Source organism: Gordonia sp. IITR100, from assembly GCF_002009645.1.
In the GTDB taxonomy this organism is placed as follows: domain Bacteria; phylum Actinomycetota; class Actinomycetes; order Mycobacteriales; family Mycobacteriaceae; genus Gordonia; species Gordonia hongkongensis.
Window position 1 is genome coordinate 164430 of record NZ_MVKV01000002.1, and the last position, 15386, is coordinate 179815.

At 70.6% G+C, this 15386-nt stretch carries 11 protein-coding genes; 4 read left to right on the forward strand and 7 right to left on the reverse strand.

Annotated features, from left to right (window positions below):
• The first annotated feature begins 48 nt into the window (after positions 1-48).
• Positions 49-4662, forward strand: coding sequence for an ATP-dependent helicase (locus tag B1818_RS04595; RefSeq protein ID WP_078112058.1), 4614 nt, complete (start codon positions 49-51; stop codon positions 4660-4662).
• 8 nt (positions 4663-4670) lie between these two features.
• Entirely contained in the window at positions 4671-5462 is a 792-nt protein-coding gene (locus B1818_RS04600; RefSeq protein WP_078112059.1) for a DNA-formamidopyrimidine glycosylase family protein, read from the forward strand.
• A 16-nt stretch (positions 5463-5478) separates the two neighbouring features.
• On the opposite strand, the gene B1818_RS04605 is transcribed toward B1818_RS04600, so the two are convergent.
• On the reverse strand, positions 5479-5901 hold the full coding sequence (locus B1818_RS04605) for a pyridoxamine 5'-phosphate oxidase family protein (RefSeq protein WP_058250643.1): 423 nt from the start codon (positions 5899-5901) through the stop codon (positions 5479-5481).
• A 91-nt stretch (positions 5902-5992) separates the two neighbouring features.
• Positions 5993-7735 (reverse strand): glycerol-3-phosphate dehydrogenase, encoded by a 1743-nt coding sequence (glpD, locus tag B1818_RS04610; RefSeq protein WP_078112060.1) that lies wholly within the window; start codon positions 7733-7735, stop codon positions 5993-5995.
• Between the two features lie 76 nt (positions 7736-7811).
• Between glpD and glpK the strand changes: the two genes are divergently transcribed.
• Complete coding sequence (glpK, locus tag B1818_RS04615) at positions 7812-9299, forward strand: glycerol kinase GlpK (protein ID WP_078112061.1); 1488 nt, start codon at positions 7812-7814, stop codon at positions 9297-9299.
• A gap of 22 nt (positions 9300-9321) precedes the next feature.
• Here the strand turns inward: glpK and B1818_RS04620 are convergent, their stop codons facing one another.
• The 3 genes from B1818_RS04620 to B1818_RS04630 all read right to left on the reverse strand — a co-directional run bounded on the left by B1818_RS04620 (position 9322) and on the right by B1818_RS04630 (position 12684).
• The gene (locus B1818_RS04620) at positions 9322-9771 is read right to left on the reverse strand and encodes a hypothetical protein (RefSeq protein WP_254859568.1); all 450 of its coding nucleotides are present in this window, start codon (positions 9769-9771) and stop codon (positions 9322-9324) included.
• Positions 9768-11171, reverse strand: coding sequence for a hypothetical protein (locus B1818_RS04625; RefSeq protein WP_078112062.1), 1404 nt, complete (start codon positions 11169-11171; stop codon positions 9768-9770). The genes B1818_RS04620 and B1818_RS04625 overlap by 4 nt, the downstream gene beginning before the upstream one ends.
• 109 nt (positions 11172-11280) lie before the next feature.
• Positions 11281-12684 (reverse strand): NAD(P)H-quinone dehydrogenase, encoded by a 1404-nt coding sequence (locus B1818_RS04630; RefSeq protein WP_058250647.1) that lies wholly within the window; start codon positions 12682-12684, stop codon positions 11281-11283.
• A 243-nt stretch (positions 12685-12927) separates the two neighbouring features.
• On the opposite strand from B1818_RS04630, the gene B1818_RS04635 reads away from it, so the two are divergent.
• Entirely contained in the window at positions 12928-13407 is a 480-nt protein-coding gene (locus B1818_RS04635) for a gamma-glutamylcyclotransferase (protein ID WP_078112063.1), read from the forward strand.
• Between the two features lie 11 nt (positions 13408-13418).
• Here the strand turns inward: B1818_RS04635 and B1818_RS04640 are convergent, their stop codons facing one another.
• Together B1818_RS04640 and B1818_RS04645 are read right to left on the reverse strand one after the other, a co-directional pair.
• Positions 13419-14618 (reverse strand): amidohydrolase, encoded by a 1200-nt coding sequence (locus tag B1818_RS04640; protein WP_068971766.1) that lies wholly within the window; start codon positions 14616-14618, stop codon positions 13419-13421.
• A complete protein-coding gene (locus tag B1818_RS04645) occupies positions 14618-15316 on the reverse strand; it encodes an enoyl-CoA hydratase/isomerase family protein (RefSeq protein WP_078112064.1) in 699 nt (232 codons plus the stop codon). The genes B1818_RS04640 and B1818_RS04645 overlap by 1 nt, the downstream gene beginning before the upstream one ends.
• Positions 15317-15386: the final 70 nt, after the last annotated feature.

Below are 15386 nucleotides of genomic sequence, written 5' to 3' on the forward strand. Positions count from 1 at the left end.
GATGACTCTATACCGCGTTCTGTCGTACGCGTGAGACATAGTGGAGAGATGCCCCGCGCTTCGGTGCTCGACCGCTTCACCGCCCCCACCCGACGGTGGTTCTCCGGCGCCTTCACCGCTCCCACCGCCGCGCAGAAGGGTGCGTGGACGTCGATCGCCGACGGCTCGCACACCTTGGTCATCGCCCCCACCGGATCGGGCAAGACCCTCGCCGCGTTCCTGTGGGCCCTCGACCGCCTCGCCGCCGACGCCGGCAACCGTCCCGCGGGCACCAAGGTCGTCTACATCTCGCCGTTGAAGGCGCTGGCCGTCGACGTCGAGCGCAACCTGCGCGCACCGCTGACCGGCATCACCCGGGCGGCCCAGGAACTGAACCTTCCGGAGCCCAACATCACCGTGGGCGTGCGGTCGGGCGACACCTCCGCCGCCGATCGGCGTGCGCTGGTCAAAACCCCACCCGACATCCTCATCACGACCCCCGAGTCGCTGTACCTGATGCTCACCTCGGCCGCGCGGGAGAGTCTCACCGGCGTGGAGGCGATCATCGTCGACGAGGTCCACGCGGTCGCCGCGACCAAACGAGGTACCCATCTCGCGCTGACCCTCGAGCGCCTCGACGAACTGCTGGACAAACCCGCCCAGCGGATCGGCCTCTCGGCGACAGTCCGCCCGCCCGAGGTGGTCGCGGGGTTCCTGTCCGGCGCCGCGCCGTGCCAGGTGGTCAAACCCAAGGCCGACAAGACATTCGACCTGCGCGTCGACGTCCCCGTCGAGGACATGGCCAACATCCCGCCGCCGGTGTCCGATGCCGATCCCGCGGCGCTGGACGACGCATTCTCGCCGACTGCCGGCTCGTTGTGGCCGTACGTCGAGGCCTCGATCGTCGACCAGATCGAGGCGAACCGCGCGACGATCGTCTTCGCCAACTCCCGACGCCTCGCCGAGAAACTCACCGCTCGGCTCAACGAGATCCACGCCGAGCGCCACGGCGAGCCTGCCGAACCGACCGGCAATCCGTCGGTCGCGGGCGGCGCCCCGGCGTTCGTGATGGGCAGCGGCGCGAGCTCCGGCGCCGAGCCGGTTCTCGCCCGCGCCCATCACGGCTCGGTCAGCAAGGAGCAGCGCGCCCAGATCGAGGACGACCTGAAGGCCGGCCGCCTCTCGTGTGTGGTGGCCACCAGCTCACTCGAACTCGGCATCGACATGGGTGCGGTCGATCTCGTCATCCAGGTGGAGTCCCCGCCGTCGGTGGCGAGTGGACTGCAGCGGATCGGCCGCGCCGGGCACCAGGTCGGCGAGATCAGCCAGGGCATCCTCTACCCCAAGCACCGCACCGATCTGCTGCACTGCACGGTGACGGTGGGCCGGATGCTCGACGGCGCGATCGAGGAGATCAAGGTCCCGCAGAATCCGCTCGACATCCTCGCCCAGCAGACCATCGCGGCGGCCGCGGTCGACGACCTCGAGGTCGATCACTGGTACGAGGTCGTCCGGCGCGCGGCGCCCTACCGCGAACTGGGCCGGGGCGTCTTCGACGCGACCCTCGACCTGATCGCGGGCCGCTTCCCGTCCGACGAGTTCGCCGAACTGCGCCCCCGGGTGAACTGGGACCGCGACGCCGGAGTCATCACCGGCCGGCGCGGCGCCCAGCGGCTCGCCGTCACCTCGGGCGGGTCCATACCCGACCGCGGCCTCTTCGGCGTGTTCATGGTCGGCGAGAAGGCCACTCGCGTAGGCGAACTCGACGAGGAGATGGTCTACGAGTCCCGGGTCGGCGACGTGTTCGCGCTGGGCGCCACCAGCTGGCGGATCGAGGACATCACCCACGACCGCGTACTCGTCTCCCCCGCGTTCGGTCAACCGGGCCGGCTGCCGTTCTGGATCGGTGACGCGATCGGACGCCCCGCCGAACTGGGCGCCGCGATCGGCGCCTTCACCCAGTCGATCGCCGATCCCGGGAAGCTCGACGACCAGGCAGACCGGCTCGGCCTCACCGACAACGCCCGCAGCAACCTCGCGACACTCATCGCCGAGCAGCGCGAGGCGACCGGACACCTGCCCACCGACCGCACGCTGGTCGTCGAGAGGTTCCGCGACGAACTCGGCGACTGGCGGGTGATCCTCCACTCCCCCTACGGCTTACGTGTGCACGCCCCCTGGGCGAGTGCCATCTCGCAGCGCCTGCTGGAGACCCTCGGCATCGAGGGCGCCACCACCGCCTCCGACGACGGCATCATCCTGCGAATGCCCGACACCGACGACGCCCCACCCGGAGCCGATGTGTTCCTCCTCGACCCCGATGAGGTCGAGCAACTCGTGACCGACGGTCTGGCCGACTCGTCGATGTTCGCGTCCCGTTTCCGCGAATGCGCCGCCCGCGCCCTGCTCTTGCCGCGCCGAGATCCGGGCCGGCGCGCCCCGTTGTGGCAACAGCGCCAGCGCAGCGCCCAACTGCTCTCCGTCGCATCCAAATTCCCCGACTTCCCGATCGTGCTCGAAGCCGTCCGCGAATGCCTGCAGGACGTCTACGACCTCCCCGCCCTGCTCGATCTGCTGACCCGCATCCGCACGCGCCGGATCCGGGTGGTGGAGACCGAGACCCAGAGCCCGTCTCCCTTCGCCGCGTCGCTGCTGTTCGGGTACGTGGGAGCCTTCATGTACGCCGACGACGCGCCGCTCGCCGAGCGCCGCGCGGCCGCCCTCTCCCTCGACACCAGCCTGCTGGCCCAGTTGCTCGGGCGCGTCGACCTGCGCGAGCTCCTCGATCCGGCGGTCATCGCCGACGTGATCGCCCGGCTCCAACGCCTGTCCCCCGAGCGTCAGGCGCGCGACGCCGAGGACATCGTCGACCTGCTGCGATGGCTGGGCCCGCTCACCACCGAGGAGGTCGCGGCCCGGTATCGCGGCGACGAGCCGGCCGCCGACCTGCTCACCGAGTTGCACCGGGTCGGGCAGATCATCTCGGTCAACCACAACGCACGTGCGCTGTGGGCGGCCATCGACGACACCGCCCGCCTCCGTGACGCCCTCGGGGTGCCCGCACCTCTCGGCATCCCGGCGGCCTATCTCGAGGAGGTGCCCGACCCCGTCGGAGACCTCATCGGCCGGTACGCCCGCACCCATGGCCCGTTCACCGTGCCCGAGGCCTCCGCGGCTCTGGGTATCGCGACCGGGGTCGTGCGCGACACCCTCAACCGTCTCGCATCGGAGCGACGCGTCGTCGAGGGTGATTTCCTGCCGGAGAGCGGCGAGGCCACACCTCGCGAGGGCCAGTGGTGTCACAGCGACGTGCTGGGTCAGATCCGACGCGGTTCCCTGGCGGCGAGCCGCGCCGAGGTGGCTCCCGTCGGTACCGACGTCCTCACCCGATTCCTCCTCGACTGGCAGCACGCGTCGTCGGGCACCCAGCTCCGGGGTGTCGACGGAGTGGCGACGGTCATCGACCAGCTGGCCGGGTTCCCGCTGCCGGCGTCCGCGTGGGAGTCCCTAGTACTGCCGGCCCGGGTGTCCGATTACGCAGCGCCGATGCTCGACGAACTTCTCAGCGCCGGTGAGGTCATCTGGTCCGGACACGGCCGCATCGGGAACTCCGACGGCTGGGTGGCGCTGCATCCCGCGGACGTCGCCGTCCTGACGCTGCCCGACCCCGACGAGATCGACACCACCCCGGTCCACGACGGGGTCACCGCCGCACTCGAACCCGGTGGTGCCCTGCGGTTCCCACAGATCGCCGCCGACATCAGCACCGGCACCACCACGCCGGCCGCCGACATCGAGAGCGCCCTGTGGGACCTCGTGTGGGCGGGGCGGGTCAGCAACGACAGCTTCGCGCCCGTCCGAGCCCTGCTGCAACCGCGGCGCAGCCCGTCCGCACCGCGCTCGGCGCCCGCGCATCGGGCACGCGGACGCGCACCCCGGCTCCGGGCCGGCCGCCTGTCGGCCCGGTACCTCACCGAACACTCCGTCGCTCCCCCGGTGTCGCCGACGGCGAGTGGCCGCTGGTTCGCCCTCGACCACCCATCCACCGAGCCGACCATCGCCACACAGGGCCTCTGCGATCAGTTGCTCACCCGATACGGCGTGATCACGCGCGGCAGCGTCGTCTCGGAGGAGGTCACCGGCGGCTTCGCGCGGGTCTACAAGGCGCTCACCGTCTTCGAGGACAACGGACACGTTCGTCGCGGTTATTACGTCGACGGCCTCGGCGGGGCGCAGTTCGCCTCGCCGGCCACGGTCGACGAATTGCGCCGGCACGCGCTGCCCGATCGCAAAGCGCCCCGCGAGGCAACCGTGCTGGCCGCGACGGACCCGGCCAATCCCTACGGGGCGGCGCTCGAGTGGCCGGCGTCTCGCGACACCGAGGCCGGTCACCGCCCGGGCCGCAAACCGGGGGCGCTCGTGGTCATCGTCGACGGTGACGTGGTGTGTTTCGTCGAACGCGGCGGCAAGACGCTGCTGACGTTCAGCGACTCGATCCCGCGGCTGGAGTCGGCCGCGGGCGCGCTGGTCGCACTGGTCCGGAAGGGCCGGATCGCACGTCTGACGATCGACCACATCGACTCGGAACCCGTGCGCGCCACCGACTTCGGCAGGGTGCTCGTCGAAGCGGGATTCTCGACGACCCCGCGCGGCATCCGGCTGCGTTTCGGTGATCATGCCTGAGGCGGACCATGCCTGAGGGCGACACCGTCTTCGCCGCCGCCGCACGACTGCGGGCGGGGCTCGCGGGACGGGTGCTCGAGTCGTCGGACTTCCGCATCCCGTCGCTGGCCACCGCGGACCTCTCCGGACGCGAGGTCCTCGCGGTGCGATCGGTGGGCAAGCACCTGCTGATCGACGTCGCCGAGAGCGGTCCGGGTGTCGGCGACACCCTGAGCATCCACTCGCATCTGAAGATGGAGGGCGCCTGGCACGTGCACCCGCGGGGGCAACGGTGGCGCCGCCCGGCCTACCAGGCCCGCGTCGTCTTGCGCACCGCCGACCATGAGGCGGTCGGTTTCGACCTCGGCGTACTGGAACTGCTCGCCGACCCCGACGCCGCGCTCGCCTACCTCGGCCCCGACCTGCTCGCCGACGACTTCGATCGGGAGGAGGCGATCCGACGCCTCGGTTCCGACCCGGACGCGACGATCGGTGCGGCCTTGCTCGACCAGCGGCTGATCGCGGGAATCGGCAACGTCTTCCGCAGCGAGATCTGTTTCCTGCGGCGAGTCCTGCCGACCCGGCCGGTCGGCGAGGTCGACCTCGGGCCGGTCGTGGACCTCAGCCGACGCCTGCTGTGGGCGAACCGGATGCGGTGGGCTCGTACCACCACGGGCAACACGTCGCCGAATGCGCGGATGTGGGTCTATGGACGCCACGGGCGGCTGTGCCGGCGCTGCGCCACCCCGGTGAAGCGGGGCGAACTCGAATCCCCCGGCGGCGAACGATCCGTCTACTGGTGTCCACGGTGCCAGGTGTGATCCGACCGAGGCCCCCTCACACGGGGTAGCGCTCCGGTTCGGGCCCGAACTCGAAGCGGCGGGCGGTGATCGAGTCGACCGCGATCTCCACGTAGTTGTACTTCATCGTGGCGATCCACGGGCGCAGCGGCAGCTGGTCGGCCGCCTCGATCTCGTGGAGCGACACCAGGATCCGCGCCGTCCCCTTGGCAACGACACTCCACCCGTCGGTCTCGGTGTGTCCGTCGGCCTCGAACGCCACCCGGGAATTCACAGCCAGCTCCGACAATTTCGTGCCCTCGCCGGACCGCAGCAGGATGCGGCCGTCGTGCGCATGGAAGTTCACCGGGAAGATGTCGGGTTGACCGTTGACGGCCAATGCGATCCGACCGAGCTCGGTTCCTCCCAACAGGTCCCAGGCCTGGTCGGTGGTGAGTACCCGTACCGATTCGTCGACCATGATCTCGTCTCCTTCTTCCCCCACCCCGATCGTGCCGCGGCATCAGGGGGCGGAGACAGAGGCCAACGTCCCGACTCGACCGGAGCCACCGTCATTTCGGAACGGGCACCGGCTCCAGGATCTCGGCCCGGGCCTCGGGGGCCGCGGCGCGCAGGGCGTCGGCGGAGTCGTCGTCGGGTTGCTGCTGCGAGGCCACCTCGGCCTCCACGCGCGCGACGTAGGTCGCCACCTCGAAGTCGCGTTGCTCGGTGGTCCAGCCGAGGAGGGGCGCCAGCAGGTCGGCGACCTCGTCGGCGCAGTCGACGCCACGATGGGAGTATTCGATGGCGATGCGGGTCCGCCGGGCGAGGACGTCCTCGAGGTGCAGCGCCGCCTCGTCGACCGCGGCGTACACCACCTCCACGCGCAGATACTGCGGCGCCGCGGCCAGCGGTTGCAGCAGGCTCTTGTCGCCGTCGGCGTAGTACAGCACGTCGTCGATCAGCGAGCCGTAGCGGTTCAGCAACCGGCGAATCCGGTACGGGTGCAACCCGTATCGGCGTCCGAGGTGCTCGCACTGGTTGATGAGCGCGAAGTAACCGTCCGCCCCGAGCAGCGGGACGCGTTCGGTGATCGACGGCGCCACCCGGGTGGGAATGAAGTCGTCGCACGCGTCGACGGCGTCGGCGGCCATCACCCGGTAGGTGGTGTACTTGCCGCCGGCGATCGACACGAGTCCGGGCGCGACGGTCGCGACCGCGTGTTCCCGGGACAGCTTCGAGGTGTCGTCGTCCTCCCCGGCCAACAGCGGCCGGAGGCCGGCGTAGACGCCTTCGATGTCGTCGTGGTTGAGCTTGGTGACCAGGACCTCATTGACGCGTTCGAGGATGTAGTCGATGTCGGCGCGGGTGGCGGCCGGATGCGCGAGGTCGAGGTTCCAGTCGGTGTCGGTGGTGCCGATGATCCAGTGCGTCTCCCACGGGATGACGAACAGCACCGAGTTGGCGGTGCGCAGGATGATCGCGGTCTCGCTGACGATCCGGTCGCGCGGCACCACGATGTGCACCCCCTTCGACGCCCGGACCTTGAAGTGCCCGCGCTGCTTGGACAGTGCCTGCACCTCGTCGGTCCACACGCCCGCGGCGTTGATCACGCAGTGGGCTCGGATCTCGGTCACGTCGCCGTTCTCGGTGTCGCGGACCCGGACTCCGAGCACCCGGTCGGATTCGCGCAGGAATCCGGTGACCTGGGTCGAGGTCCGGATGACCGCACCGTAATTGGCCGCTGTGCGGGCGACCGTGAGGCTGTGCCGCGCGTCGTCGACGACGGTGTCGTAGTACCGGATCCCGCCGATGAGCGAGCTGCGCTTGAGTGCCGGGGCCACGCGCAGGGCACCCGATCGGGTGACATGACGCTGTCCGGGAACGGACTTGGCGCCGCCCATCCGGTCGTAGAGGAAGATGCCGGCTCCGACATACGGCCGCTCCCACACCCGTTGCGTGAGCGGATACAGGAACGGCAACGGCTTGACCAGATGTGGCGCGAGGAACCGGAGCGACAACTCGCGTTCGCGTAGAGCCTCACGCACGAGGCCGAATTCGAGCTGCTCGAGATAGCGGAGGCCACCGTGGAACATCTTCGACGACCGGCTCGACGTGCCCGAGGCGATGTCGCGCGCCTCCACGAGCGCCACCCGCAGGCCGCGCGTCGCCGCGTCGAGTGCGGCGCCGACGCCCACCACGCCGCCGCCGATGACCACGACGTCGAACTGCTCCTCCCCGAATCTCCGCCACGCCTCGGCGCGGTAGAGGGGCCCCATGTCGGCCGGCCGGTCCGGGTTGAACTCGGTGTTCATGGTTGCCGAGCCTAATTGATCTCGGCGAGTCGGACAGCGTGCGACACTGTCCGGCGTGGGTAGGTCAGGCAAATACGTGGCGGCGATCGACCAGGGCACCACCTCGACCCGGGCGATGATCTTCGATCACAAGGGGCGCGTCGTCGGCGTCGAGCAGCTCGAACACGAACAGATCTTCCCGCGCGCGGGCTGGGTCGAGCACGACGCCGCCGAGATCTGGCGTAACACCCGGCGCGTCGGCGCCGCTGCCCTCGCGTCGGCCGAACTGACCGCGAAGGACATCGTCGCCTGCGGCCTCACCAATCAGCGCGAGACCACCGTGATCTGGGAGCGCGACACCGGCAAGCCGGTGCACAACGCCATCGTGTGGCAGGACACGCGAACCGATGATCTGTGCACCGAGCTCGCCGGAGATGTCGGCATGGACCGGTTCCGCGATCGCTCCGGCCTGCCGTTGTCGACCTACTTCGCCGGCCCCAAGGCCCGCTGGCTGCTCGACTCCGTGGACGGCCTCCGCGAACGCGCCGAGAACGGCGAGTTGTGCTTCGGCACAATGGATTCCTGGATGGCGTGGAACATGACCGGCGGCGTGGACGGGGGTCAGCACGTCACCGACGTCACGAATGCCTCCCGGACGATGCTGATGGACCTGCGCACCCAGCAGTGGGATGCCGAGATCTGCGCCGACATGGGCATACCGATGGCCATGCTGCCCGAGATCCGAAGCTCCTCAGGCGACTTCGGGGCGCTCCGCGGCAACGGCCCGCTGCCCGGCGTGCCCCTGGCGGGCATCCTCGGCGACCAGCAGGCGGCGACGTTCGGCCAGGCCTGTCTGGAGCCCGGTGAGGCGAAGAACACCTATGGCACCGGGAACTTCCTGCTCCTCAACACCGGCACGGAACCGGTGTTCAGTGAGCACGGCCTGCTCACCACCGTCTGCTACCGCATCGGCGACCAGCCCGCGCGATATGCCCTCGAGGGCTCGATCGCGGTGACCGGTTCGCTCATCCAGTGGTTGCGGGACAACCTCGGACTGATCCCGCAGGCGTCCGACGTCGAGAAACTGGCGGCCGGCGCCGACGACAACGGCGGCGTCTACTTCGTGCCGGCGTTCTCCGGACTCTTCGCGCCGCGCTGGCGCCCCGATGCCCGCGGCGTCATCGTGGGTCTCACCCGGTTCGCCGACAAGTGCCACATCGCCCGAGCCGCATTGGAAGCCAGCGCCTTTCAGACGCGGGAGGTCATCGAGGCGATGCAGGCCGACTCCGGGGTCGAACTGTCGACGCTCAAAGTCGACGGCGGAATGGTCGTGAACGAACTGCTCATGCAGTTCCAGGCCGACATCCTCGACGTACCCGTCGTGCGGCCGGTCGTGAACGAGACGACCGCTCTGGGCGCGGCCTATGCGGCCGGCCTGGCCGTCGGTTTCTGGGAGAGCGAGGACGACATCCGCGCCAACTGGGCCGAAGACCGCCGGTGGGAGCCCCGGATGGCCGCCGACAACCGCGACCGCCTCTACGCGGGATGGAACCGGGCCGTCGAGCACAGCTTCGGCCTGACCTGACCGGCGCGACGGCGCCGCCGCCTCACATCACGTGGTCGGCGAGGATGGCGACCACACCGGCGGTGCCGCCGAGCGCCGCGGCGGCCTCATAGGCCGATTCGCGGAGCGCATCGCGCAGCGACTCACCAGCGGCGGGCGTCGACATCGCGGCCACCAGGCAGTCGACGGCGCGGGCGCGGCGGAAGCTGTCGCGCTGAGCGTCCACGTCGCCACGACGCTGATGCGCGAAGGCGTCGAAGTCGTGCTGTGCCGCGACGAGCCGCAGACGTGCGATCCCGGCCGTCGACGCACCGCCCTGCCGCCGCCACTGGCTGGTGGCCTCCCGGATCTCGGGCGTCGAGACCGCCGTGACGTCAAGGACGGTCGCGACGATCAGGTGCAGACACGCCGTGAGGTCCTCGTCGGGCACCGAGTCGACGAGGCGGGCGACGCCGCCCGGTAACCGGTCGACACGCTTCAGCCCGGCGTTCACACGGTCTCCGGTCTCGACGTGGCCGAACCGCCCGACGGTGCATCGGTGTCGTCCGAGACCTCCTGCGCCGCACCGTCGACGGGGGTCCGAGAGACGGCGTCGCCGGGTGCCGCGGGCCGCAGGGACAAGGCCTGATCGGGCCCGGCCGGCGCGGCATCGTCGACCGCCGGGAAGGCCTGCCGGATCCAGTCGCCGATGACGGGCGGCCCGACGAGCGGCATGTCGCCGACGAGCTGCGCGCCGTGTTCCCGAGTGTGCAGGTACGGCGCGGCCCGGTGGCTGTCGTCGTCGGCGCCGGGCCGCCGTCCGCCGCTCGGGGCCCCGGCGAGCGGCATCCCCGTCGGGCGCTGGGCAACCGGCCCGGCGGTGGCGGGAGTCGCCGGCGTCGGTGAGCCGCCGGCGCCCGGGGTCGGCGTCGGCGCCGATGCGGGTGGGAGCAAGCCGGGGGCGGGCATCGCGACCGGGATCCCGGGGCCTCCACTCGCCGGCGCACCGGCACCGGAACCGGGTCCGTTGTTATCACCGATCCCGTCAGCGCCTCCCGACCGGTGCGTTCCCGGAGCCGCGGCACCGCGGGTCGTCGACTCGGGCGTCGCCCGACCACCACGCACCAACCCGTCGGGGCCGTCTGTGTTGCCACGACCGGATGGTCCGCCGCCCGGACCCGCAGGCCCTGGCGGCGTCGACGACGCACCGGGTCCGCCGCCACCGGGTGGTGGACCGCCCGCAGCGACCGGCACCGGCCCGGCGGTCGGAGTGGCACGCCCGAAGTCGCCGGCGTCGACGGTGTTGGCAGCCTGACCGCGGGGAGCGTCCGGCCCGGAGCCCGCGGCCCCGGAACCGCCTGCGGTCGGCCCGCCGCCGAGTCCTGCGGTCACCCCGTTCGCCCCGGACGGGTCGTTCGGCAGGGAGCGCTGCAGCCCGATCATCGGCGAGGAGTAGGCGCCCGTCATCGCCCGGTCGACCTCGTGCCGGACCGCCGGCGCGTCCTCGGGATTGTCACGGATGTGCTGCTGCAGCTCACGCAACCGCCCCTCCTGACCGCGAGCCGACCCGAGGATGCCCGTCGCGCCGGACAGCGCATCACCGATCTGGCCGGCGGTCTCCGAGGTCGTCGCCAGATCGGCCGACAGCGACCGGCCCGCCTCCAGCGCCGCGTCGGAAGCCTGACCGAGCATGCCGTCGCCGAACATCGCGTGCATCCGTTCGGCCGCGCGGCGGACGGACTCGATCGCCTGCAGGATCGTGTTCACGTCACCGCCGGCACGGCCGGGTTCCATCGTGCTCAGGACGTGGAGGATCTCGTCGATGCTCATGCCCGCCCACTGCGTGCGACCGCGAGCGAACGCGCGGTCGTTGCGACTGCCGTAGGTGTTGTAGGACTGCTGCGGCGAGCTCACGACACCCCCTTGGTCGCCGGCCGGGACGAACGAATTCGTCCGACCCTACCGTGACGACGCAGCAGGCGGCGCACACCGGCACCGGCTGTGCACAGTGGGCGGGCGGCGCTCAGTCCAGGTCGTCGTGCCGAACAAGCTGCCGCGCCGCCTCGGTGATGGACCCGGTCAGCGACGGGTACACCGAGAACGTCTGGGCCAGGTCGCCGACGGTGAGCTTGTTCTGCACCGCGAGGGCGATGGGCAGGATCAGTTCGGAGGCGTTCGGTGCCACCACGACGCCGCCGATGACCACGCCGGTGGCCGGCCGGCAGAAGATCTTTACGAACCCCCGGCGCAGACCGCTCATCTTGGCGCGCGGGTTGGTGGCCAGCGGCAGCATCACGGTGCGCGCCGGGTACTCACCGGTGTCGATGGCGTTCTGCGACACCCCCACCGTGGCGATCTCCGGACGCGTGAAGATCGCGGACGCAACGGTTTTCAGCTTGATCGGGCTCACGCCCTCGCCGAGTGCGTGGTACATCGCGATGCGGCCCTGCATGGCGGCCACCGATGCCAGCGGGAACAGCCCGGTGCAGTCGCCGGCCGCATAGATCCCCGCGACCGACGTGCGGGACACCCGGTCGACCTCGATGTAACCGCCCTTGCCGACCGCGACCCCGGCACGATCGAGTCCGAGATCGGTGGTGTTGGGGACCGAACCGACGGTCATCAGCACGTGACTGCCGGTCACGGTCGAGCCGTCGGCCAGATGCGCGGTGACCGAATCGCCGTGCCGCTCGACCTTGTCGGCGCGGGCGTGCTTGACCAGTTCGACGCCGCGTTCGGCGAGTGCGTCCTCGAGCACCAGCGCGGCGTCCTCGTCCTCGTGCGGGAGGACCCGGTCGCGGCTCGACACGAGCGTCACCTTGACGCCCAGTTCGGTGTAGGCGTGGACGAACTCGGCGCCGGTGACGCCGGAACCGATGACGACGAGGTGTTCGGGCAGCTCCTCGAGGTCGTACAGCTGACGCCAGGTGAGGATGCGCTCGCCGTCGGGCTGGGCGTCGGGCAGCACGCGGGGCGAGGCGCCGGTCGCCAGCAGGACCACATCGCCGTCGTAGCGTTCGGTGGTTCCGTCGGCGAGGGTCGCGACGACGGTGTGCGTCGAGACGCCGACCTGCCGCTCGTCGAGAACTGCGGTACCGGAAACAAGCGTCACGCCTTCGCTGATGAGTCGTGAGCGGATGTCCGCGGACTGGGCGAACGCGAGGTCGCGGACCCGCTGGTGGATCTGCGGCAATGTGACGGAGGTGTCGTCGGTCTTGATGTTGATACCCAGATCGACGGCGCGACGGACCTCGGTGCGGATGCCGGTGGACGCGATGAACGTCTTGGACGGGACGCAGTCCCACAACACGCAGGCACCGCCGATCCCGTCCGAATCGATCACCGTGATGTCGGCCCCGTAGGCGGCCGCCGCGAGCGCCGCCTCGTAACCCGCGGGTCCGCCGCCGATGATGACGATCCTGGTCACTGTGACTCCTGTTCTCCACGCCGGCTCGCCGCGTCCTTCGTGGGGAAGCTGCGCCCGGCTGTGTGTCGTGGCTCGACGGGAACGCGGGGTGACACGCTCCTCGGGTCGCGCGAGACGGTCGACCCCGTTCGCGCCGCCTACCAAACTAGTCGGGCGGGTCCGTCGTTGTGAACGTGGTCGCACACCGGAGCCGGGCCACGGTGTCGCCTTCCGGACTCGGCGGAGACCATCTAGGCTCCATCCGTGCCCATCTATGCCGCCTATGGATCCAACATGCATCCCGAGCAGATGGCCGAGCGCGCGCCGCACTCCCCGATGTCGGGCACCGGATGGCTCCCCGGCTGGCGTCTGACGTTCGGCGGCGGCGACATCGGGTGGGAGGGGTCCCTGGCCACGGTCACCGAGGACCGCGACGACCCCGACGCCCGGGTGTTCGTGGTTCTCTACGACGTCACCACCGAGGACGAGGATCTGCTCGACCGGTGGGAGGGTTCCGAGCTCGGCATCCACCGCAAGATCCGCGCCCGCGTCGACACCGCCGACGGCCCGGTACTGGCCTGGTTGTACGTCCTCGACGCCTTCGAGGGCGGGTTGCCCTCGGCGCGCTACCTCGGCGTCATGGCCGAGGCCGCGGAGATCGCCGGCGCACCCGCGGAGTATGTGCAAGACCTCCGGTTGCGCGAGTCGCGCAATGTCGGACCCGGGCCGGGGCCCGCGGAATAGAACGAGATGTCCTAGCCGGCGGCGCTGGTCGCGTTCAGCACGATCCCGGCGAGCGCGCGCACACCGATGGCGAGGGCACGTTCGTCGAGATCGAAGTTGGGCGCGTGCAGATCGACCTGCGGTCCGAATCCGTCCCACACGCCGAGGCGGGCCATCGCTCCCGGGACGTGTTCGAGATACCAGGAGAAGTCCTCGCCGCCGGGTGACTGCGGGGTGTCCGCGATCGCCTTGGACCCGATCGCGGCGACGGACCGTTCGAACATCCCGACCGCGACCTCGTCGTTGACGACCGGCGGCACCCCGCGGAAGTACGAGAGGTCGTACCGGACGCCGAGCGGTGCCAGCAGCTCGCCGACGACGCTGCGGACCAGCGGCTCGAGCTGGGCCCAGGTGGCGTGATCGCCGGTGCGGACCGTGCCGCGCATGCGACCTTCCTGCGGGATGGCGTTGGCGGCGCTGCCGGCGTTCGCCGCGCCCCACACCATCACCGTGCCCGAACGCGGGTCGATCCGTCGCGACAGCACCCCGGGCAGGCCGGTGATCACCGTGCCCATCGCGTAGATGAGATCCCCGGTGAGGTGCGGCCGCGACGTGTGCCCGCCGGCCGAGTGCAGTTGCAGATCGATGTGGTCGGCCGCGGACGTCAACGGGCCGGACCGCAGGCCGACCGTGCCGACCGGCAGGCGAGGGTCGCAGTGCAAGGCGAAGATGCGGCCGAGACCGGTGGTGACGCCCGCCTCGATGGCGTCGAGGGCTCCGCCGGGCATGACCTCCTCGGCGGCCTGGAAGATCAGACGCACGCCGACCGGAAGTGGTTCGGCCGCGGCGAGGAGCTTCGCGACGCCGATCAGGATGGCCGTGTGCGCGTCGTGACCGCACGAGTGCGACGCGCCCTCCACCGCCGAGGTGAACGGCAGGCCGGTGTGTTCGGTCACCGGCAGGGCATCCATGTCCGCGCGCAGCGCGATACGGGGCTCACCGGCGGGACCGAGGTCGCACACCACTCCGGTGCCCAGCGGCAGCCGGCGCGGGGTGAGTCCGGCAGCGGTGAGCTCGCTCATCACCAGCTCGGTGGTGCGGACCTCTTGCCGGGACAGTTCCGGATGCGCATGGATCTGCCGGCGCCACGCGATGAGATCGCCGCCGTGCTCGGCGAGCCAGGCGTCAATGGGATCGTCCGCCGCGGCGAAGTCCGCTCCCGCGGCCGACATCAGTAGACTCCGGGCGGGGTCTGACGTGCGAGGTCGTCGAGCAGGGGGCCACGGAGTCCGCGCTTGATCAGCGCCAGGTTGGGTCCGGCGGTCGCGGAGCGGGCGGCCGCGATCTCGATGGCCCGCTTCACGAGGAGTTCGGCGTCCACGGCCTCGTCGACGATTCCCGCACGCACCGCGTCGTCGGCGCCGTACCGCCGGCTGGTGTACATCGCCTCGGTGGCGGTGCGATCGGTCAGTCGGGTGCGCAGCAACGTCGCCATCCCACGGGTGAACGGCATGGTGAGAGCGGCCTCGGGCAGCGACCAGAAACCGCGTTCGGTGCGCATCAGGACGTGGTCGGTGCACAACGCGAGCATCGCTCCGGCGCCGAAGGCGTGTCCGTTGACGGCGCTGACCGTCGGAACGGGCAGGGTGAGCACCTTCGCGTACAGGGCGTGCACGCGGTCGAGGTAACCGGGCAGCTGGTCGGGAGCGGCGAAGATGTGGTCGGTGTCCAGGCCGTTGGAGAAGAACTTCCCGGTGGCGGTGATCACCAGCGGTCGTGTCGGGTCGGCGACCACCTGGTCCAGCAGTGCATCGACCTCGTCCAACCAGTCGGCCCGGAAGCGGTTCTCCGGATTGGACTCGCTGATCTCCTCACCGCGCGCTCCGAGATGGAGCTCGACGACCTCCCCGTCACCGTTCAGAAATGGCATGTCCCGACCTTATCGCTCCCGGTCTCGTCGCCACCGACCCGATCGGTCGGCGCGCTGCGACGCGCGGCCG